Raw genomic sequence first — 21807 nt, 5'->3', positions numbered from 1 at the left:
GCTTGTCGGCTTGTGGACTTCAAAGCTCCCTGTGGTTCTACAATAGATTTGTAAAGCCATAAAACACCGAACGAAAGTGACCACACAGGGACTTCAACATAACGACGATCTAAGTATTCTTCTTCTTGAAGATTACGCGCTGGATGCAGAGCTAGTCAAACGCCACATCCGTAAGACGCATCCAGATTGGCGTGTAGATCACGTCAAAACCAAGGAAGCATTCGTAGACTACCTGGAAGATCGTCATCCAGACATCGTACTCAGTGATTATTCAATGCCTCAGTTTACCGGGATGGAAGCTTTCCTCCAGGTCAAAGAACTAGGACTTGAAATTCCTTTTATCATCGTCACGGGAGATCTCCCTGAAGAAACCGCGATTGAATGTATCAAAGAAGGAATCGATGATTACATCATTAAATCATCACTTCTTCGGCTAGATGTCGCGATTCAAAAAGCGATTCAACGTAAAGCTTCTGAGATTGCTAAACGCGCTATCGCGGAACAGCTACAAGCGAGCGAGGAGCGATTCAAATCCATCTTCGATCACGCAGGTGTTGCGCTCATCGAATGCTCGAGCGCAGTAGAAATCAAACCGCTTCTCAAAGGGAAACTAGAGAACAAGGTGATGAAGAATACTATCAAGAATCTCCTTGACACCTTGGTTGTAACTGCCGGAAATAAAGCCGCAGTTAAACTCTTCGACGCTCCTGACTTCAACGCACTCGTTGATTCGTTTCCTCGATTATTTGAACGTTCGGCCATCCGAATTCTATTCCAGGCTATTCAGCGATTTAGCACCGGTTCAACTGCAGTGGAACAACTCATTCCTGTTCGAACTTGGAAAGGGCACAAACGCTTTGTGAAGACGAAGGTTGTATACGATCCACATCGTCCGAGTTTCTTTACAGTAAGTTTTGTGGACATGACAGATACTGTTGAAGCGGAGAAGCGTACCATCAAAATGACCGAGCGTCTAGAAGATACCGTGGCAGAGCGCATGTTGGAGCTTTCTCAACTGAACGAAAAGCTTCGAATCGACGCTGAAGAGCGTGAAAAGATTACTCGTGTCATGCGCGATAACTACATCGCTATGACCGAAAGTATTATCGCTGCGAAACGAATTCAACAGCTCTTACTCCCGAGTCATAGTCAAATCGCCAATGGCTTCGCAGATGCCTTTGTGTACATGCGACCAAAAGACATCGTTAGTGGTGACTTCTATTGGTACCATGAAGAAGGTGATGTGCGCTGGGTGGCTTGTGTTGACTGCACCGGACACGGTGTTCCTGGGGCTTTCATGAGTATGATTAGCTCTAAGATGCTGAACCAAGCGGTGATTGAAAACGACATTTCAGATCCTGGCCAGGTATTGAGCAACCTGAATGAGTACGTAGTCAAAGAGTTGAAGCAACACGACGCTAGTACCATTATCAGCACTGGTATGGACATCTCCCTATGTAAGTTCGATTACAGGAAGATGGAACTTTCGTTCTCTGGAGCCTACCAGATTCTCTATGCTAAAGATGAGAACGGACTGCGTTCTTATGCAGGAGACCGTCGCTCACTCGGAGGTACATTTAAGCATGCTGACAAATCATTCACCGTACATACAATGCCTTTCAAAGAAGGAGATTGTTTCTATATGTCATCTGACGGTTTTGTAGATCAGTTTGGAGGATTGAAAGACAAGAAGTTCACTCGCAGACGATTCATTGAATTGCTGAAGAGTGTCGATAGCGAGAATATGTACGATCAGGAAATGGTGATCAAAAGTGCCTTCCAAGACTGGAAAGGACCTACGGAGCAAATTGATGATATACTGGTAATGGGTATCCGAACTTAGAACTCATTTCTTCCGCGTAAGCGAAATAGAGGGACAAGCAATTTCGGTGCTTTCGAAGCCAAATAATATGGGGTCATCACTCCCCCGAACGATCTAAAGACTGGTTCAACGGATTCTAACATGGTGCCTTCGAAATCGAAGGTTTTCATTCCATTGGCTTTTGATTCAGCAATCATCTCTCCCAACAAGAAATCCAGTCCCCCGCGGACTTTTAGGTCTCGTCTGGTACCTCCAATCAAGTAGTACACCGTTTCACGGTCGTATACAAAAAGGGCTGCGGCTACAGGTTCACCATCTTTCACGGCGAGTTGTACTTTTCCATTCAGCGGGTGAAGCACGCTACCCATCATTCGCATACGCTCTTCTGGCAGCTCATATCCTTGTGCTTCCGCTGTATGTCTGGCGCAGTAAATCAAATCTTCCATATCCCCTTCGCGCATGGTCATCCCGTCGTTCTTCGCTTTCTTAATTGAGTTGCGAAGCTTAGGATTGAATTGACTACTCGCTTCGCCTTCGGCGGAAAGGTCAAGTCTGAAGGTGTAGCGAACCGTGCACTTGTAGTTCTCCCAAATCAACGGCTGTAAATCAATCCAAGAGAAAGGAAATGGAATAGAATGAATACGCTCTGGTCGTCCTTTTAAGAACATAGCTAGAGCTCTCATGACACGCTTCCTTCGGCTTTGTACCGAGTAGGTCCCTCCTTCCATAGGGAGGGTGAACAAAGAACAATGTGGATGTAACTCTGGAGCGGCCAAACACGGTATTCCTTTCAATGTGAGTTTCTCTAGAAGCAAGCCTCCGAAAAGTCGATCATCTTCATCGAGGAGCACCAATCGCATGAGTTTTCCATCATTCCGCGCTAGCGACTTCTGAAAGAAAACACCCCCATTCGACTGGAGAAAATCCAATTCATCACTATCGGGGTTATATTGACGGATGGTCATTTCAGCCATCTTACATGCGCTCTACAAGATCAGCGTAAATCTTCTTCAACTTGATCTCTTCTTTGTCCCATTGGAATTCATCAGCGGCCTTCTTCAAACCAGCTTGATAGGTAGACAGGTCTTTCGATGCCATCATTCTAACGGTTTCTTCCAATGAATCTTTCGTGTACTCTGGGATGATCTCTCCGATACCTCGCGATTCAATCACGTCTTTACAGTCGTGAAGGTTGTTACAAAGGACAGGTACGCCTGCTTGAATGTATTCGAACAACTTGTTTGGCATGCAGAACCAATTATTCAGGCAAAGATTCTGTGTCGATATCACGCCAACGTCTGCGCTCGCAGTATACCTGATCAAGTCATGGTAAGGAACCGGCTCACGGTAGTGAATGGAATCAAATTTCGCCGCCGCTTCTTCACACATAGCACGGTGTGTGCCACTCCCCATCAATACCAAGTGAATCTTAGGGTCGTTCATGGCACCAAAAGTCTCGAGCAAGAGTTCAATTCCTCGACTAACGGCCAAACCTCCTTGGTAGAGGAAGATCTTGACGTCTTCTGGAATGCCTAGTTCTTCTCTCAGCACATTGCTACGATCTACCGGGGTGAAGTGAGGAGAGTTATAGATTACCGTTGGGTCCTTCACTCCGAACCGACGCTTGTACTCTTCTGCGATACCGGCTGATACGGTAATGAAGTGTTCAGCACGATGAATGAATAGTTTCTCCATTCGTGAAATAAAGGCCTTTTCGAAGCCTCCCTTTCCGTAACGTTCACTTTGGTACTCGTGGCTATCGTAAATCAACTTGAGTTTTGGACGCGTCATCTTGGCGAGCACTCCCATGAAAAAGATCTCGAAGTCGTTGCAATGCCAGATATCTGCTTTGCGGTAACCCCAGACGATACGCCAAATAATCTCAAGGTATTTGATCGCCCCCCAAATCAAGCCCTCAGGAAGTTTCATGGTAGAAATTGCAACGCGATGGACAGGAATTCCATCCGCTTCATCGCGCTCTTTCACGTCTCCTTTCTTGAGCCCAACGATCTGAACGTCAAAGCCTGCATCACGCAAACTGCGCGAGGTTTTATACACCCGATTATCGTTGGTGAAATTGTTCAGTACAATATTCGCTACACGAAGTTTACTCATGCTTCCTTTTTAAGAAGTTGCAAGGTTACGATAACATTTACAATGAAATAGATCACCTTGGCAATTACAAAGTAGGTCAAGGCACCAAATGCATCCAAACCAGAATAGTACGCGATCAAAAGCGCACTTAATACGATGAAAAAATGGAAGGCGTCAAGTCCGAGCATTTGCTTCTGCTTTCGGATACGGTGCAGGATAAAGCCCAAGGAAGCCACTGCAAAATTGCAGGCAAACCAAAATACCAGGATTCGCAGGTATCGCATCACTCCATCCCATTCCTCGCCGAAGATCCAAGTGGTAGTTTGGTCTGGAAGGACCCAGATCACGGCTATGACGAAAAGGGCAAATACTGAGAAACGTTTGAGGCTCGTCAAGTAGAAAGATCGTAATTGGGATCCATCAGGAATTTCAGTCAAACGTTGGAAGTATACTTGCGAGAAGCTCGTCGCCAACATATTCATAGGGGCGAGTACAATTCGCCGAGATAAGCCCATAAACCCAACGGCGATCAAACCAGCTTCACCGAAGAGCAATCCAAACAACGCAATGTGCAGCCACTGAGCTAATCGATTCAATAAACTCCCTAGAATGCTGTATTGTGGGTAATCAGAGAATACCTTTCCCTGTTCGAAGCGTTGGGCTTTTGTCACCCCTTTAAATCCGTCAGCTACCTGCTGTTTAAATCGCCACCAAAGGAATGTCGCCGCGACAAGATGACCACCAACGACTCCATAAATCAATCCACCTGGTCTGATTCCGGCGGCACCTGTTCCAATCTTAAGTGGCTCCGATACCGCGGAGAAAAACACCTTCGCTGCTGATGCTGGTTTGTAGTTCTTCTGACGACTGAACCAATACCCCATGGCAGTGCGCACGACAAAGAAGAAAACCGTAGGTCCTACCAACCATAAGTATGGCTTGATGTCATCGTTCCCTATCAAGTTTCCGATTCCATCCCTGAAAAAGAAGAAAACAGCCGTTAAACCGATGCCTGAGAACAAACCAATCCGAATAGTGAGGGCGAGCAGGTGCTTCGCTTCTTCTTCCGTCTTCGGGAGCATGATAGCAGCTTCGTATTTACCACCGGCGATGACACCAAGTATTCCGATGAACATCGCGAAGTGCTCCAATGAAGCGAACATCTCTGGATCGTAGATCCTAGTGACGATCACCGAAAGGACGAGCGCAATGACCTGACCGAGCGCAGTGCCGGTAAGCAAGGTCAATACATTCTTAACGAATTCGGATGTTTTGAGCTGAGACAAAGCTTATGAAACCGTAGAGTGAGAATCGCTTTCTCTCTCTTTCACAATGCGTTCCGCGCTAGCGTAAATACGTTCAATAATCTCTACCACTTTCAAACCTTCAAGGGCATTGGTGGTAATCTGCTTATGACCATTGATGGTGTCAACTACGTTCTCAATCACGTAACCGTGATTCGCAGCAGAACCTTTGTATGCACCATAGTCATTAGCTGGGTTCGCTTCAGGAAGCTCTGGCATTTCGTAATCGCGAATGTCGCAGTACTCTACTTCATTCATGTACTGCCCGCCAATCTTCACTGTTCCTTTCTCTGCAACAATCGTCATCGACGATTCGTAGTTCTTGCGATCTACAGCTGTTGAGAAGCTGATTGAACCAAGTCCACCGTTCACGAAATCAAAGCTCACAAAACCTGAATCTTCGAAATCAGTGTTGTGCTGGTGGCGGAAATCACGGAAGCGCGATTGGATGTTATCGATATCACCGAACAACCAGTACATGATGTCGATGAAGTGTGAGAACTGTGTGAACAGCGTTCCACCGTCAAGTTCTAGATCTCCTTTCCAAGGAATTTTACCGTAGTAATTGTCGTCACGGTTCCAGAAACAGTTGATCTGAACCATGTAAATTTCTCCCAAGACACCTGAATCAACTACTCCTTTGATCCACTCTGAAGGTGGTGAGTATCGGTTCTGCATGACTCCGAAAACCTGGCGAGACTTATTCAGTGCTGAGTAAATGATCTTCTCACAATCAGCCTTACTTAAGGCCATTGGCTTCTCGATGACTACGTGCTTCGAATTGTCAAGTGCAACGATGGCGTGCTCAGCGTGTAAACCATTTGGTGTACACACGTTCACTACATCGATCTCAGGATGTGCATCAAGCATCTCTTGAGGAGTTGCGTAAAATGGGCCTTCCCAAGATACACAGCACTCTTCTTTACCTCGTCTATCGCACATAGCAACGAGCTCTGCACCGTCGTGACGAAGAACCATTTCTGCGTGGCGCTTTCCAATGTGGCCGGCACCAATTACACCGAATCGAATTTTAGTCATGGAGGAAATTTGGGCAAAGGTAAGGTTTCAGACTGGCACTTAGTTATGTCTTACCGAGCGATTGAAGATCAGGTATCCGAAGTTGAAGACAAAGCTCCATGGAACCTCTTTCTGATCATAGTAATTCGCTGATAGACTGAGTGGTCCAACCGGACTATGGTATACAAAACTTGCGGATCCGATATAGAATGGCTGAACCTCTCGATTGTACATCGGTGTACCATCGACATCTGACATAATTCTACCGGATGCCACGAAGCTATATCCTTCCAAACGCAGGTCTAGTGATGGCGTGAATTGAGTCACGAACATCAAGCCTCCAGCTGCATAGTTGTGGGCACGGAACTGGGGCATAAAGAAAGCCGTGCTTTCAGGTATCGGCTGGAAGCGCTGTGCCGCAATTTGTGAAGCCGTCGTGTTCTGGAATAAAGGTTGAGAGCTTGCCACTCCCTCCAAGGTCATCCCAATCTTTACCGGCCCAACGTGAGTGAAGTAATTGGTGTACTTGGCTTTAAACATGAACCACTCTCTCCGTGTCTTGATCGTGTCGCGATTCGCACTGGTCGAACCAGGAATGGTTTGTTCTTCCCCATTCGTGTACTTCAATTGAAATTTGAGGAAAGTTCCACTGTTAGCGAATTGCTTGCGATTCAAGGTCGAACGCTCGTACATCAAGTCGTAAATACCAGCGTACATGCGTGTACGATCTGCTGTATCTGTAGCTAGAAAGCTCGTTGTTTGGTAATAATCGTCGCTGACTTCAGCGGCATTTGCCAAGAGGTCAATTCGTCCTTTATTCCCAACTGGGATTCTAAAACGTAAGCCAGCGTAACGCTCATTGATGACGATGAATGACGGACGAACTTCTTCAAAGAATGTGGCAAAGCTTCGGAAGTAATCCCAACGATTCAAAGTAATGTAAGGCTCGATTGAAAACGGAATACGTGTCGGGAAATCAAAACGTGAACTCAAGTGAGCCGAACCATAGAACTTTCCGAAGTAGCTGTTACCATTAATGGTGGTGCTAACTCGTCCGAACAGATTATACCGTACATTCACGTACCCCATATTCAGCGGACGGGATGAGAAGTTCCCTCCCACAGATAAGAAAATGTCTTTCTCCTTTTGAACGTCCATGTTCAAGCGGTAGTAGCCTGTTTGTTCGTTGAAAGTTGCTGTTGGACGAATCGCTTTTATCTTCTCGTCGGCATATACACGGAAGTAGGTTTTCTCCAGCTCCTTAATGCCTACGGAACCTTTCTTTCGGTTGATGAAACGGCGGACATAACCACGCTCAGAGCGTTCCATTCCGCTAATCGTGATCTCATCAAAGACAAGGGGTTTCCACTTGGAGCGGAAAGCTTGACGCTTCTTTGTGAGTTCCTCTTTTGATGCACGATCACCTACCATGATAAGGATGCTATCCATTTGTTCCATGGCTGCTCTGTAGCCTTCCGCGATAGCGAGATCAATGTCATCGAAGTCAAAAGTGCCGACATCCATCTTAGGCTCGACAATAATCATTTGCTCACAGAGCGTTTCAAAATTGGTGTCATAAATCACCATGCTCCGTAGTTGCGAGAACGGATCATCTTCCACCGGCGGCTCTTCATTTGAACTCACATTGCTTCCAATAATCACATCGGGCAAGAAGTCTTCATAAATCACATTCGACGGGAAGTTGTTGTACAATCCTCCGTCGAACAAGAGTTGACCATCTACACGAATTGGGGAAACATAAAAGGGGTAAGTCATAGAAGCCCGAACGGCCGTGCTTAAGTTTCCATTTCGAAAGACTACTTGCTCCTTGTTTACCACATCTGATGCCACGCATCGGAAGGGAATCATCAGACTGTCAAAGTCATAGTGCGCAGCGGCAGAGGCTTGGGCAAAGCCTTCCATGAAATTGAAATCCAGCAAAGCGGTATTCACTAAGTTCGTAGGAAGCGTTGGGTTGATCAGGTTTCCCTTGGAGAACTTGAGCGTTCCCATGCCTGCATCGTCATCGTACTCTTTGTAGTAGTACTTCAGTTCTCGATCCACCTCACCTCGCGCCATCCGCAGGTATTCATCAGATCGGAGAATAGAATCAATTTCTTGGATGGTATAACCTGAGGCGTACATCGCGCCTACGATAGACCCCATACTGGCTCCAGCAATGTAATCAACTGGGACACCATTTTCTTCTAATGCCTTCAGAAAACCTACGTGAGCCGCGGCCTTCGCCCCTCCACCACTTAGCACAATACCCACGCGTTGACCATAGCCAATATGGCAGGTCAAAAGAAGCAGAGCTGTGAGAAAGCTATGAGCTATTGTGCGCATTAGAGCGGTTTCCAGTTAATACAAAGGTGCTATTCTCTAGCCCTAAGTACCACATTATTTGTGCTGAATTGTCAAAAAAGCGGTGTGAACGATCAATCAACCAAGAATTCCTTTCGGATATAGTCGGCTGTGAGCATCATTCGTGAACCGTACCAGCTGAACATTTCACCATCCACCAAAGAGACCGTAGAGTTGGGGAATAGTTGCATGAATTCATCCAAATGCTTCTTCTTAAACGGATAGGGTTCGCTGCTCAACATAATCAGGTCAGGCTGTATATCTTGCAGCTGCTGTACCGTTAGTTCTGGGTACCGCTCTTGGTCTACAGCGTTTTCCCAGCCACAATAGTTGAGCATTTCATGAATGAATGTTTTTGGACCCGCGAGCATCTTGGGGTTTTCCCAGATCAAGTACGCGACCTTGCCTTGGCATCTTCCTTTAACAGATTGAAGTGAAGCGGCAATGTCTTCTACCATGTTTGAAGCTTCCTGGGCTTTACCAACTAATACTCCAACATCCCGAATCATGCGGAAGGCATCTTCCAAGGTCTCGATATCGCTCGTCCATACTGGATATTGATCTTGAAGCTGCAGAATGTCTTCCCTCGTATTCTCTTCCTTGTTCGCAATGATCAAATCAGGTGCTAACTCGGCAATGCGCTGATGGTTGACATTCTTAGTCCCGCCAACACGAGTGACGCTTCTCCATTTCTCTTCTGGATGGATGCAGAATTTGGTGAGCCCTACTACCTCATCGTCCAACCCAAGTGAAAAGAGTAATTCTGTCTGGCTCGGGACGAGTGAAACGATTCGAGTGGGCGTCTTCGGTAACTCAAAGGCATGTCCTATGTGATCAGTGAACTGCATCTATCTGCAAGGTTAACCATATAGATCCAACATTTCCTTGAGGTCATCTAAGGTATTCGCTTCGTCAGCCTTTTTATCCTCTCGCCATCGAGCCATACGCGGGAATCGGAGTGCAATCCCGCTTTTATGTCTGGTGGAAGCTCGAATGCCTTCAAAGGCTATTTCGAATACCAATTCAGGTTGTACGCTTCTCACCGGTCCAAAACGCTCGAGGGTATTCTTCTTGACAAAGGCGTCTACCCGCGCGAATTCTTTGTCAGTCAATCCGCTGTACGCCTTGGTAAAAGGCACTAATTGCTCTCCATTCCATACGGCGAAGGTGTAGTCTGTATAGAGGTTGGCTCTTCGTCCGTGTCCGCGCATGGCGTAGATGAGCACGGCGTCTATGGTTAGCGGGTCTAACTTCCACTTCCACCAATCTCCTCGTTTTCGTCCGATTTTATAGGGTGCATTGGCTCTTTTGAGCATGAGTCCTTCGCTGTGTCTTTCTCTCGCTAGCGCTCGGAACGAAGCAAGTTCTTCCCAACTCTGCATCTGGATGACTGCTGAGATTAACAGTGTAGGATCCGCTGCTTCTTCAACTACTGATTCCAGCAACTTTCGGCGCTCAGCTTGCGGTAGCTCGCGCACATCCTTCCCTTCGTGTTCGAGGATATCGTAGGCGATGAGCTTAACAGGAGCCTCCTTCAAGGTTTTCTTGGAAACCGCTTTCCGACCAATGCGAGTTTGGAGGACACCGAACGACATGGGCTTGTCGCCGTCATGACAAATGATTTCACCATCGATGACCGTGCCATCTGGAACTGAATCCATGAAGCTCTGAAACTCGGGATACTTATCGGTCACCAGTTCTTCTCCCCTGCTCCAGACAAATATTTCGCCCTTTCTTCGGATGACCTGTCCTCGGATGCCGTCCCACTTATCTTCAACAATCCAGTCATCAATTGCCCCTAATTCACTGACCTCATCATCTACGGCGTATGCCAAGTAGAACGGGTAAGGTCTACTGGCATCTCCGTCAGGATCTTCTTGAAGGATGAGTTCCTCGAAAGTAGTCGTGTCAGGGGTCCAATTCCCCATCAAGCGATGGGCGAGTACATTGACATCTTGCCCGGTGTAATCTGCTAAGGCCTTGGTAAGGTTCTTACTGCTGACACCGATTCTGAATCCTCCGGTGATGAGTTTATTGAAAACGAAACGTCCGTTCTTGTCTAACTGGGCCCATGATGCTTTGACAAAACGCTCTTTCTCTTCTTCTGCCGCGCCGGTGATGGCGATGAGGTCTTGAATGGTTTGCGTTAGACTCTTTGAAGACTGATCTGTAGCATTTGGCAGGACGAGCGCAATGGTTTCTGCCAAATCACCTACGATATGGTAGGTATCTTCAAAGAGCCAAGTGGCTATTCCTGCTTCTTCCGCAGCCCATTCTCGGAGAAGGGTTGTCTTCACGGGACGCTTCGGACGACGATGCGTCATCAACGCGATGCACCAGAGTTTATCCTCATCTGGAACTTCGGCGAAGTAGCGTTTGAGTGCAGCCAAGCGTTTGGTTGTCTTGGTCGTGCTGTCGAGTTCAGAGATCAGTTCGGCAAATCTTTTCATGCGTTTGCCTCTTTTTCTTCTTGTTCCTCGCCGTATTCCGTTTCTACCACGCGTGCGTCGTACCCTTGTTCTGAAAGGTATTTGCTGTAGATATCACTGTAGCCATGTGTAACATAGATACGTTCTGCTCCCGTTTCCGCGATAGCGTGATTCAAACCTTCCCAATCAGCATGATCGCTCAGTACAAATCCCTTATCGGCATTCCTTCTTCTACGCATTCCCCGCACTTGCATCCATCCACTGGCAATGGCGGTTTCATAAGGTTGAAGTCGTTTCATCCATGGTGTTCCCATCGCTGAAGGTGGTGCAATGATCAGGGCACCCTTGATGTCGCCTGATTTATGGTCTTGCGTAATTCGTGTGGTTTCGGGAAGAATCATCCCATCAGCGCGGAGCACTTCATTGGTATTCTCCACGGCACCATGTGTATATATTGGACCAATGCTTGGATCTACTCCAGCGAGAACACGTTGAGCCTTGCCTAAACTATAGGCAAACAATACAGCGTTCTTCTTATTCCGCGCTAGCGAAGACCACCAGGCATTAATGTCAGCGAAGAGCGATTCATTGGTCTGCCAACGAAAGATGGGCAACCCGAAGGTGCTTTCTGTAATAAACGCATGGCACTTGACCGGTTCAAAAGGAGCACAGGTATGATCGCTTTCACCGGTGCGATAATCTCCTGAAACTACCCACACTTCTCCTTTGTACTCCACCCTGATTTGAGAGGAGCCTATGATATGTCCGGCAGGATGAAAAGAAACCTTGACACCGTTGATGTTGACTTCTTCTTCATATTCCACTCCGCTCACATTGATTTCGCCAAGGCGATGACGCATAACAGGAATGCTTCGATGATGAGCGAGGTACTGTTTCATACCCCAGCGAGAATGATCTGCATGGGCGTGGGTAATCAGTGCTTTGTTGACCGGTCTCCAAGGATCAATAAAGAAATCACCTGCTTCGCAATAGATTCCTTGGGCTTTGTATGAAAGTAATCCGGTCATGTGCCTAAGGTAACATCTGTGGCAGTAAGTTGTTTGGTCACCTTGTCAGTTGCTGAATGACATATGACAGGACATGTCAGACTATTTCTGCCAAATTTTCACCATTTCAGCGCTGGAAGCTAATGGCATACGGATTGAGTAAGAGAGATCGAACAACGAAAATTCGGAACAAACGCAATAACAATGAGTAAAATTATTGGAATCGACCTCGGAACAACCAACTCCTGTGTAGCAGTGATGGAAGGTAATGAGCCAGTGGTCATTGCAAATAGCGAAGGAAAACGCACTACCCCTTCTATGGTAGCCTTCGTTGATGGAGGAGAGCGTAAAGTAGGTGACCCGGCGAAGCGTCAGGCGATCACGAACCCAACGAAAACAATCTTCTCGATTAAGCGTTTCATGGGGCAGTCTTTCGATGAGACTACGACAGAGTCAGGACGAGTTCCTTACGAAGTAGTGAAGGGAGACAACAACACACCTCGTGTAAAGATTGACGACCGCATGTACACTCCACAGGAGATTTCTGCGATCGTTCTACAGAAAATGAAAAAGACAGCGGAAGACTACCTAGGTACTGACGTATCTGAGGCGGTTATTACCGTTCCTGCATACTTCAACGATGCACAGCGCCAAGCGACAGTAGAAGCTGGTGAGATTGCTGGATTGAAAGTAAAACGTATTATCAACGAGCCTACAGCAGCAGCTTTGGCTTACGGTCTTGACAAGAAGACAGTAGATCAGAAGATCGTTGTATTTGACCTTGGTGGAGGTACACACGATGTTTCTATCCTTGAACTAGGAGACGGAGTATTCGAAGTACTTTCTACAGACGGAGACACGCACCTTGGAGGTGACGACTTCGACCAAGTGATCATCGATTGGTTGGTACAAGAGTTCAAAGACGAGAACGGAAACCTCGATCTAACTAAAGATCCGATGGCCCTTCAGCGTCTAAAAGAAGCAGCTGAGAAAGCGAAGATCGAGTTGTCGAGCACTTCTTCAACTGAGATCAACCTTCCTTACATCATGCCAGTTGACGGTGTGCCTAAGCACTTGGTTCGTTCAATGTCTCGTGCAAAGTTCGAGCAGTTGGCTGATTCATTGATCAAGCGTACTATCGAGCCTTGTGAAACAGCATTGAAAAACGCTGGATTGAGCAAGTCAGATATCGACGAAGTGATCTTGGTTGGTGGTTCTACACGTATTCCTTCGGTTCAAGAAGCAGTACAGAAGTACTTCGGAAAAGAGCCTTCAAAAGGAGTTAACCCAGATGAGGTAGTAGCTGTAGGAGCTGCAATCCAAGGGGGTGTATTGACTGGTGAAGTGAAAGACGTTCTTCTTCTTGACGTAACGCCACTTTCATTGGGTATCGAAACAATGGGTGGAGTATTCACGAAGTTGATCGACGCAAACACAACCATCCCAACGAAGAAGTCAGAGACCTTCTCTACTGCTTCTGACAACCAACCTTCAGTTGAGATTCACGTGCTTCAAGGAGAACGTTCAATGGCTGCGCACAACCGCACTATCGGACGATTCCACTTGGATGGACTTCCACCAGCACCACGAGGTATTCCTCAGATCGAAGTGACTTTCGATATTGATGCGAACGGAATCATCAACGTAAGCGCGAAAGACAAAGCGACAAACAAAGAGCAGAGCATTCGCATCGAGGCATCTTCAGGATTGACTGATGATGAAATCGAACGCATGAAGAATGAGGCAGAGGCAAATGCTGAGTCTGACCGCAAAGCAAAAGAGCAAGCAGATATCATCAACCAGGCTGACAGCTTGATTTTCCAAACGGAGAAGCAGCTGAAAGAGTATGGTGACAAGATCCCTGCAGACAAGAAGCAGCCGATCGAGGATGCGTTGGCAGAGCTGAAAACAGCTTACGAAACGAAAGATCCAGATCAGATCAAGCCTGCGACTGAAAAGCTCAACACTGCATTCCAAGCAGCTAGCCAAGACATGTACAACGCTGCGCAAGCAGACCAAGGACAAGCGCAAGGCGGAGCTGAAGAACCAGCATCAGACGGAGGAAGCGACGAAGAAGTAACAGACGTCGATTTCGAAGAAGTCAACGACGATAAGTAATCGTCGCCCACATAAAAAGAAGTAAGTCCCGCTCTATGCGGGACTTTTTCTTTGTGAATAACTACAGATGTAACTTCTTGAGATTTTTACGTCACAAGCGTGAAAATCATTTAATTTGGGTTAGATAACCTTAATCGAAACACCAGTGTTATGTTAAAAGAATTCAAGAGTTTTATTAGCAAAGGAAACGTGCTTGATATGGCTGTAGGTCTGATCATGGCAACGTACTTTGGAGCTATTGTAAAGTCGTTTGTAAACGACGTCCTCATGCCGCCTATTGGTCAAGCCATTGGAGGCGTTGATTTTAATGAACTCAAACTGAGAATTGGAGAGAATACCGCTGATGATGGAACCATCACCGAAGTATTCATCAATTACGGAACGTTCATTAATACAATCATCACCTTCATTATTGTAGCCTTCGCTATCTTCTTGGTAGTGAAAGCCTACAACAACATGCAAAAGAAAGAAGAAGAAGCTCCAGCAGCTCCTCCTGCACCTTCAAACGAAGAAGTGCTTCTTGGAGAAATCCGCGACCTTCTCAAGAAATAAGCGAAAACCCACGGTTTTCGAACCAAAAGGGAATACTTCACGGTATTCCCTTTTTTTGTGATGTTTCTGATATAACCCTCCGCAAGTTCTGAACTAAATTGCGCCGCAAATGTTAGCCTCCTGAAATGTGGGAAGAACATAAGTTGAAGCGGATCGCACGTATCGGATTAGTAGCCATCATGGCTATCTCTGTCCTCTGTATTTGGCTGAGTTCACAACTCGGATTCGATTATAATTTCGAAAACTTCCTTCCGCACGGAGAACCTGAAACAGAGTTTTTCTTTGAATACCGAAGCTACTTTGAGAACGACAACGACTTCATGATCGTTGGACTCAAAAATGACGAAGGTGTTTTCCAATCTGACTTCTTACAACGCGCCGATTCCCTCGCGAGAGAGATTGAAAAAGTAGCGCACATTGACACCGTCATCTCCCCTACGCGCCTTACTGAGGCTTTGCGTGATCCACTGATAGGAACGGTTTTCCAGAAACCGCTACTTCGGATTGATGACAATGCGATGCTACAAATCGATAGCACGCGCATTTGGGATCGTGGTGAAATGATTGGCACCCTCTTCGCCGAAGACGGAAAGTCGATCGCTTTTCAAATCAAGCATACGCAGTACCTCTCCAAAGAAGCATGCGATACCCTTTCTATCGTCATGCAAGACTTGGTGTACAACTCTTCTTTTGACGAAGCTCACGTAGTTGGTCGTGCTATTGGCCAGACTTACTATGTAGGGGTTATGCAGATGGAGGTGGTGATTTTCATTTCCCTCGGACTCATTCTCATCATCATTTTCCTTTGGGTCTCATTCCGCTCTGCTTGGGGAATTTGGGTTCCAGTGACGGTGGTCATGCTAAGCGTGCTCTGGATTCTCGGGTTCATGAAGCTGACTGGTAAATCGATTGACTTGATGTTGATCGTTCTACCAACCATCATCTTTGTTGTTGGTATGAGTGATGTGGTGCACGTACTCACGAAATACTATGATGAGCTACGCCGAGGCAAGCCGAAGATTGAAGCCATCAAAGTGTCATTCCGTGAGATCGGTATTGCTACTTTCTTGACTTCATTAACTACGGCTATAGGGTTCCTGACCTTGATGACTTCGAGCATTCGTCCGATTGCTCAGTTTGGTCAAACCACTGCTGTTGGTGTATTCCTTGCCTACATCCTAGCTTATACGCTGCTACCGGCAGTTCTTATTCTATCGAAAGCTCCGAAGCTGAACGACCAGAAAGAGAATAAGATCTTCTGGACACGTCAACTCAGAAAGAGTTTCCGTTGGACGATCAAGCACAAGCGTTCCATCATCATTGGATCGGTGGTGTTGATTGCGATTTCCATCTTCGGAATGAGTCGTATTCAGGTCAACAACTTCATTCTGGAAGACCTGCGAGAAGGTGATGAATTGAAGAAGGAATTCACCTATTTCGAAGAAAACTTCTCTGGTGCTCGTCCGTTCGAAATGGCGATCTTGTTGGAAGACTCGACAGACATCTTTGATAAGGATGTACTGAACCAGCTTGACCAGGTAGATACCTTTCTTGAAGAGGTCTATGGGGTGGGAACCGTATTCTCGCCGGCTCGTTTTATCAAGCTAGGTTACCGCCAAATGAACGGTGGAAATATGCGATTCAATGTCATTCCTGATAACCAAGGACAAATTGATCGTCTGGTCACGCTAGCAAGTAGATATGACAAAGACAGTCTGATGTCATTGTATGTCAATCAAGAAGTAGGTGTGGCTAGAATCAGCGGAAAGGTAGGTGACTTAGGCGCGAAACACTTCGAGGCACGCAATGCCGAACTAGAACAGTTCTTAGCTTCTGAAATGCCTGATGCTCCGTTCGAATTACGCGTTACTGGAACACCGATGCTGATCGACATGAACAACCGCACACTGGCTGTGGATATGACCGGCGGACTGATCATCGCCTTCCTTGTGGTGGCGTTGATTGTGGGCTTGATGTTCCGCAATGTCAAGATGGTCTTGATTTGTTTGATCCCGAACTTCCTCCCTCTCTTGCTCATTGCCGCATTTATGGGCTTTAACGGGATTGACTTGAAGGTTTCTACCTCAATCATCTTTACCATCGCCTTCGGTATCGCCGTCGACGACACCATACACTTCATGTCGAAATTCAGGCTGGAGCTATCCAAAGGACGAACTGTAGTATACGCATTGAAACGCACTTACCTCGATACTGGTAAGGCGATCATCGTCACTAGTATCATCCTTTGTGGTGGGTTCATGACGTTGATTCTATCTGACTTCCTTGGAACATTCTATATCGGACTTATGGTGAGTATGACTCTTGTCTTTGCGGTCTTTGCTGACTTGTTGTTACTCCCGGTATTGATCATGTACTTTTTCAAGCAAAAGCCAGCAGCGATTCAGGCAGAATCGACCAGTTGATTTTATTCACGACATGTCGCAATGACAGTGCTTTTTCCGTACTTCGCATTCCTTTCCATCAATGACTATGGCAAGAGTTAGACCTTTCAAAGCATTTCGTCCTACGCCGAACAAAGTGCACCTTGTAGCATCGCGTAGTTATGTGACCTATTCCGAATGGCAGCTTCGCGATAAGCTCGAGAATAATCCGTTCACTTTCATTCATATCATCAATCCAGATTATAACGAAGTACAGCCATCTGAACCGGCCTCTGAAGAACGTTTTCAGAAAGTGCGTCAGCGTTATGAGGAGTTTATTGATGAAGAGTTTTTCGTTCAAGATGACCAACCGTCATACTACATCTACCGCCAGAGTAAACACAATTTAGATTGCATAGGGGTGATCTCTGTTGTTCATGCTGACGATTACCGCAACGGTACTATTAAGATTCACGAACAGACACTTTCCGCTCGTGAAGAGCTCTTTGCGAATTACTTGGACGCTACAAACTTTAATGCTGAGCCGACCTTGATGAGTCATGAAGATCTTCCTGAGGTCAATGCCTTCTATCAAGAGGTGATGCAACGACCTTGTGAGTATGATTACATGACCACTGACCGTGTTGAACATCAGTTCTGGTTGATTGATGATCCGAAAGAAGTGGCTTTCTTAACAGAGGCGTTTTCTAGAATTGATTCGCTCTACATTGCTGATGGGCATCACCGCAGCGCTTCTTCTGTTCTTTTGGCTGAACGCCGAAGAGCTCAGGCTTCAACAGAAGATGAACTCGGAAGTGATTACTTCATGAGCTACATGATTCCTGCTTCAGCTTTGGTCATTCATGGATACCATCGATTGGTACGAGATTTAAATGGTCTACAACCTGAAGAATTCGTAAGTGCCATTTCCGCGCTAGCGAAAGTCACACCACTTCAAGAAAAAGAACAACTACCGAAAGTTGGAACCATCGACATGTACGTTCATGAACGTTGGTACCGACTTGATTTCTCAGACCAGATAGACCTGTCAACCCCTGACAGCGCATGGTTGACCTCACATATCTTAAAGCCAATTTTAGGCATTGGAGACCTGCGCAGTGATTCGAGAATCGCTTTCGAACCGGAAACTTCTGGGATAGAGACCTTGGCATCAATGGTTGATGATGGAAGATTCTCTTGTGCATTCATCCTCCACCCTGTTCCGTTTGATCAATTGAAGATGGTGTCAGATCTGAACCAATGCATGCCTCCAAAAAGTACTTGGATCGAACCAAAATTGCGCAGCGGACTTACTATTTACGATTTCTCAGACCAATATTCATGACAGCAGTAGCCAAGGATATTCAATCGAACCTAGCTCAGATTAAAGACAGTTTGCCTGAGCACGTGACCTTAGTCGCGGTTTCAAAGACTCATCCCGTTGACGCGATTGAGGCGGCTTATGCCACGGGCCAGCGCATTTTCGGTGAGAACAAGGTTCAAGACATGGTGGCCAAATATGAGACCATGGCGAAGGATATTCAATGGCATCTCATCGGACACCTGCAGACGAATAAGGTAAAGTACATCGCCCCTTTCGTATCTATGATTCACGCGGTAGATAGTGAGAAGCTTCTAGCTGAGATTAACAAGCGCGCGAAGGCCAATGACCGAGTGATTGATGTGCTTCTTCAAATGCACATTGCTCAGGAGTCTACCAAGTTCGGAATGAACGATGATGAGCTGAATCAGCTCCTTGAAGTGATTTCTAATTACGAAAACGTGCGCGTTCGAGGGTTGATGGGGATGGCAACATTCACGGATGATGAGTCTCAGGTGGCTCAAGAATTCCAAAGTTTGAAAGTACGGTTCGATGCCGTTCAAGCGAAAGGTCTAGCGAGCTTGACTCAATTTGACACCTTGTCTATGGGTATGAGTGGTGATTACTCTATCGCTATCGCGGAAGGGAGTACGATGGTCAGAGTAGGTTCTAGCATATTTGGTCAACGTCATTACGGGTGAACGATCGCTATCTCAAAATATACCTGGTCTTACTCCCGATTGTTGTGGGGGTATCATACTACATCACAGGACGAATTCGTCTACGAGCGCAGCAACTCGCTGAAAACGATATGGAAGTGAAAACAGATGCAACGGGACTGATCTACGCCCTGGTCATTGCAGCTGCCTTCTCTATTCTGTATTGGATTGTGGTGAAGGATCTCACCAAGAAACAGAGCTAGGCCGGATCTACATCCGGGACGAAACGGATCGCTCTTTTTTCTTTGTCTTGACGGAAGTTATCAATGGTGTCTTGCAGGACCTTCTTGAATTGAGCCGGTGACGCCGTGCGTTCCACCTTCAGTAAGATATTCTGATGGTACTGATTATTGATACGTGCCACATAAGGAGCCTCTGGGCCAACTACTCGGTCGCCGAGGTGCTGTCGGAGCTGTGCCGCCAACTCGTGCGCCGAAGCGCGCAAAAAGCCCTCGTTTCGATGGCGCATATTTAGCTTGATCAACCTTGTATGCGGAGGATACTTGTATTCCTTGCGTTCGATCACTTCCCTGCGATACATGGCGTCGTAATCGTTATCAATCACTTGATGAATCACCCAGTGTTCCGGATCATAGGTTTGAATGATCACCTTTCCGCGCTTGTGCTTTCGTCCGGCACGTCCTGCTACCTGCGTCATCAACTGGAAGGCGCGTTCATAAGCTCTGAAGTCTGGGAACTTAAGCATTTGATCAGCGTTCAATACACCTACTAACGAAACGCGCTCGAAGTCAAGCCCCTTCGTTACCATCTGTGTCCCCACAAGAATATCAATCTCATGCAGATCGAAGCTTCTGAGGATGTTCTGATAAGCGTTCTTACTTCGAGTGGTATCTAAGTCCATTCTAGCCACGCGAGCCTCTGGAAAGAGCTCTTTTAGATCTTCCTCGATCTTCTCGGTTCCAAAACCGACACTTCGGAGGTCGTGACTTCCGCATGCTTGGCATTTGAGGGGCGGACTTGAGGTATAACCGCAGTAATGGCAATTGAGGTGATGGACGTGTTTGTGGTAAGTCAAGCTTACATCACATCGATCACATTCTGGTACCCAACCACAAGTATGACACTGCCAAAACGGTGAGTACCCTCGTCGGTTTTGGAAGAGGATAATCTGTTCGTCGCGTTCTAATGCTTCCTTCATTTCTTCGAGGAGGAATGAAGTGAAGTGAGACTTCATGGTTTTACGCTGAAGCTCTTTGCGAATATTCGCTGTCAGGATCTCCGGTAGGACTACACCACCGAATCTGTGCTTCATCTCCACCAAGCCATATCGACCTTCTGTAGTATTGAAGTAGCTTTCAATGGAGGGTGTGGCGCTTCCTAGCAGCACTTTTGCTTTGTGAAGCATCCCTAGCACCACCCCGGCATCTCGTCCGTTATAACGCGGTGCTGGATCGTATTGCTTAAAACTACTTTCATGTTCTTCATCAACGATGACCAAACCCAATTTCCTAAAAGGCAAAAACACCGAAGAACGCGCTCCCATGATGATGGAGTAGCTGTTCGCTTCTGCAGACATTGTTCTCTTCCAGGTCTCTGCTCTTTCTTGTTGATTGAACTTTGAGTGGAAGACGCCAATCTGGTCGCCGAAGTATTTCTGCAGTCGTTGAATCAGTTGCGTTGTCAATGCAATCTCAGGTAAGAGATAGAGCACCTGTTCTCCTCGAGCTATGCATTCTTCAATGAGCTTGACATAGACCTCTGTTTTACCCGAACCGGTGACACCATGGAGTAAGACGACATCCTTGTCTTCGTAGTGATCTTTGATCTCTTGAAGAGCTCGTTGCTGATCGTCAGAAAGGTCTTTAATCTGTTGGTGTTCTCCTGTGAACGGACCAATTCGATCGATTTCGACAGTCTCGCTGACGAAAACCTCCTTTTCAATAAGCTTCTTGGCTACCGTTGAATCAACTCCAGCCATTTTCTGCAAGGCCACCTTTCCAATGGAATCACCTTGCGTTTCTCGTTCTCTGAGGTAACAAAGCAATAGCTCTGACTGCTTTCTTGCGCGCTTTTCGAGCTGATCAAACACCTCACTCAACAAATCCTCGTTCTCAAGTCTTGGGTGCAAGGAAAGGCGTTCCTCTGTCTTCGGTTTGTAGCGATGCTTTAATTCTTCTTCAGTGGTTGCAAAGCCTTTTTCGATCAATGATTTGATGATGGGCTGAACCGTCTTTATCTCCAAGATCTCAGCAACCTCAGCGATTTCTAACACCTTTCGAAGCTCGAGGGCCTCCATCAATAAGAACTCTCGATCAGTCAGTGAACTGGCATCTAACTCCTCGATATCTGGGTGAGCTACAATCTTGGTTTCGCTCGCTAGCTTCAAGCTTGAAGGCAGTGCTGAACCAAGTACTTCGCCTAAGGTGCACATGTAGTATTCCGCCATCCATTCCCATAGACGCATCTGCTTCTTGGTCACAATCGGTACTTCATCGAGCAGCGACTCAATGTACTTTGCTTCATATGCTTGAGGGGGTTGATCATGTACTCGATGAACCACTGCAGTGTACAGTTTTGACCGACCGAGTTGGACCACCACTCGTTGTCCGAATTGGACGTGCCCCTCTAGTTCTCGTGGTACGCGGTACGTGAGAAGATTAGGGATCGCAATCGGAATTACGACATCGATGAAGGTGGCGAGTCCTGACATAATCGAAC

The 21807-nt window shown here is 46.6% G+C and carries 16 protein-coding genes; 7 read left to right on the top strand and 9 right to left on the bottom strand.

Annotation, left to right across the window (positions count from 1 at the left end; translation table 11 throughout):
- Positions 1 to 76: 76 nt before the first annotated feature.
- Entirely contained in the window at positions 77 to 1843 is a 1767-nt protein-coding gene (locus RA156_RS03530; RefSeq protein ID WP_306642824.1) for a SpoIIE family protein phosphatase, read from the top strand.
- On the opposite strand, the gene RA156_RS03525 is transcribed toward RA156_RS03530, so the two are convergent.
- The 8 genes from RA156_RS03525 to RA156_RS03490 form a co-directional block, all read right to left on the bottom strand.
- Complete coding sequence (locus RA156_RS03525; protein WP_306642820.1) at positions 1840 to 2787, bottom strand: GNAT family N-acetyltransferase; 948 nt, start codon at positions 2785 to 2787, stop codon at positions 1840 to 1842. The two genes, RA156_RS03530 and RA156_RS03525, sit on opposite strands and share 4 nt — an antisense overlap.
- Before the next feature lie 10 nt (positions 2788 to 2797).
- Positions 2798 to 3937, bottom strand: coding sequence for a glycosyltransferase (locus tag RA156_RS03520; protein WP_306642818.1), 1140 nt, complete (start codon positions 3935 to 3937; stop codon positions 2798 to 2800).
- Positions 3934 to 5202, bottom strand: a complete 1269-nt coding sequence (locus RA156_RS03515; protein WP_306642816.1) for a lipopolysaccharide biosynthesis protein — start codon at positions 5200 to 5202, stop codon at positions 3934 to 3936. Before RA156_RS03515 ends, RA156_RS03520 begins: the two co-directional genes overlap by 4 nt.
- Before the next feature lie 3 nt (positions 5203 to 5205).
- Complete coding sequence (locus tag RA156_RS03510; RefSeq protein WP_306642814.1) at positions 5206 to 6258, bottom strand: Gfo/Idh/MocA family protein; 1053 nt, start codon at positions 6256 to 6258, stop codon at positions 5206 to 5208.
- Between the two features lie 39 nt (positions 6259 to 6297).
- Positions 6298 to 8583, bottom strand: coding sequence for a patatin-like phospholipase family protein (locus RA156_RS03505; protein ID WP_306642812.1), 2286 nt, complete (start codon positions 8581 to 8583; stop codon positions 6298 to 6300).
- 92 nt (positions 8584 to 8675) lie between these two features.
- Positions 8676 to 9449, bottom strand: a complete 774-nt coding sequence (locus RA156_RS03500; protein ID WP_306642811.1) for an ABC transporter substrate-binding protein — start codon at positions 9447 to 9449, stop codon at positions 8676 to 8678.
- A 12-nt stretch (positions 9450 to 9461) separates the two neighbouring features.
- A complete protein-coding gene (locus RA156_RS03495; RefSeq protein WP_306642810.1) occupies positions 9462 to 11051 on the bottom strand; it encodes an ATP-dependent DNA ligase in 1590 nt (529 codons plus the stop codon).
- Positions 11048 to 12058: a ligase-associated DNA damage response exonuclease gene (locus RA156_RS03490; protein WP_306642809.1), complete on the bottom strand. Its 1011-nt coding sequence runs from the start codon at positions 12056 to 12058 to the stop codon at positions 11048 to 11050. Before RA156_RS03490 ends, RA156_RS03495 begins: the two co-directional genes overlap by 4 nt.
- A gap of 183 nt (positions 12059 to 12241) precedes the next feature.
- On the opposite strand from RA156_RS03490, the gene dnaK reads away from it, so the two are divergent.
- From dnaK to RA156_RS03460, 6 genes are all read left to right on the top strand, one after another.
- Positions 12242 to 14155 carry a molecular chaperone DnaK gene (gene dnaK / locus RA156_RS03485; protein ID WP_306642808.1) on the top strand — a complete coding sequence of 638 codons (1914 nt, stop codon included), beginning with the start codon at positions 12242 to 12244 and terminating at the stop codon, positions 14153 to 14155.
- 150 nt (positions 14156 to 14305) lie between these two features.
- Positions 14306 to 14707, top strand: a complete 402-nt coding sequence (gene mscL / locus RA156_RS03480; protein WP_306642807.1) for a large-conductance mechanosensitive channel protein MscL — start codon at positions 14306 to 14308, stop codon at positions 14705 to 14707.
- A 125-nt stretch (positions 14708 to 14832) separates the two neighbouring features.
- Positions 14833 to 17130, top strand: a complete 2298-nt coding sequence (locus tag RA156_RS03475) for an efflux RND transporter permease subunit (protein WP_306642806.1) — start codon at positions 14833 to 14835, stop codon at positions 17128 to 17130.
- Positions 17131 to 17197: 67 nt separating this feature from the next.
- Positions 17198 to 18433, top strand: coding sequence for a DUF1015 domain-containing protein (locus RA156_RS03470; RefSeq protein WP_306642805.1), 1236 nt, complete (start codon positions 17198 to 17200; stop codon positions 18431 to 18433).
- Positions 18430 to 19110 carry a YggS family pyridoxal phosphate-dependent enzyme gene (locus RA156_RS03465; RefSeq protein ID WP_306642804.1) on the top strand — a complete coding sequence of 227 codons (681 nt, stop codon included), beginning with the start codon at positions 18430 to 18432 and terminating at the stop codon, positions 19108 to 19110. Before RA156_RS03470 ends, RA156_RS03465 begins: the two co-directional genes overlap by 4 nt.
- On the top strand, positions 19107 to 19331 hold the full coding sequence (locus RA156_RS03460) for a hypothetical protein (RefSeq protein WP_306642803.1): 225 nt from the start codon (positions 19107 to 19109) through the stop codon (positions 19329 to 19331). The genes RA156_RS03465 and RA156_RS03460 overlap by 4 nt, the downstream gene beginning before the upstream one ends.
- On the opposite strand, the gene priA is transcribed toward RA156_RS03460, so the two are convergent.
- Positions 19328 to 21799 carry a replication restart helicase PriA gene (gene priA / locus RA156_RS03455; RefSeq protein ID WP_306642802.1) on the bottom strand — a complete coding sequence of 824 codons (2472 nt, stop codon included), beginning with the start codon at positions 21797 to 21799 and terminating at the stop codon, positions 19328 to 19330. The two genes, RA156_RS03460 and priA, sit on opposite strands and share 4 nt — an antisense overlap.
- Positions 21800 to 21807 lie beyond the last annotated feature (8 nt).

The organism is Sanyastnella coralliicola, from assembly GCF_030845195.1.
GTDB classification, from domain to species: Bacteria; Bacteroidota; Bacteroidia; order Flavobacteriales_D; family Sanyastnellaceae; genus Sanyastnella; species Sanyastnella coralliicola.
The sequence above is the reverse complement of the archived record's forward strand: the minus strand, read 5'-3'. Positions and strand labels throughout refer to the sequence as shown.

Coding starts and splice junctions, on each gene's coding strand:
- priA (WP_306642802.1), bottom strand. CDS start 21,799: ATGTCAGGACTCGCCACCTTCATCGATGTCGTAATTCCGATTGCGATC.
- mscL (WP_306642807.1), top strand. CDS start 14,306: ATGTTAAAAGAATTCAAGAGTTTTATTAGCAAAGGAAACGTGCTTGAT.
- RA156_RS03495 (WP_306642810.1), bottom strand. CDS start 11,051: ATGAAAAGATTTGCCGAACTGATCTCTGAACTCGACAGCACGACCAAG.
- RA156_RS03500 (WP_306642811.1), bottom strand. CDS start 9,449: ATGCAGTTCACTGATCACATAGGACATGCCTTTGAGTTACCGAAGACG.
- RA156_RS03490 (WP_306642809.1), bottom strand. CDS start 12,058: ATGACCGGATTACTTTCATACAAAGCCCAAGGAATCTATTGCGAAGCA.
- dnaK (WP_306642808.1), top strand. CDS start 12,242: ATGAGTAAAATTATTGGAATCGACCTCGGAACAACCAACTCCTGTGTA.
- RA156_RS03475 (WP_306642806.1), top strand. CDS start 14,833: ATGTGGGAAGAACATAAGTTGAAGCGGATCGCACGTATCGGATTAGTA.
- RA156_RS03505 (WP_306642812.1), bottom strand. CDS start 8,583: ATGCGCACAATAGCTCATAGCTTTCTCACAGCTCTGCTTCTTTTGACC.
- RA156_RS03525 (WP_306642820.1), bottom strand. CDS start 2,787: ATGACCATCCGTCAATATAACCCCGATAGTGATGAATTGGATTTTCTC.
- RA156_RS03510 (WP_306642814.1), bottom strand. CDS start 6,258: ATGACTAAAATTCGATTCGGTGTAATTGGTGCCGGCCACATTGGAAAG.
- RA156_RS03465 (WP_306642804.1), top strand. CDS start 18,430: ATGACAGCAGTAGCCAAGGATATTCAATCGAACCTAGCTCAGATTAAA.
- RA156_RS03470 (WP_306642805.1), top strand. CDS start 17,198: ATGGCAAGAGTTAGACCTTTCAAAGCATTTCGTCCTACGCCGAACAAA.
- RA156_RS03520 (WP_306642818.1), bottom strand. CDS start 3,937: ATGAGTAAACTTCGTGTAGCGAATATTGTACTGAACAATTTCACCAAC.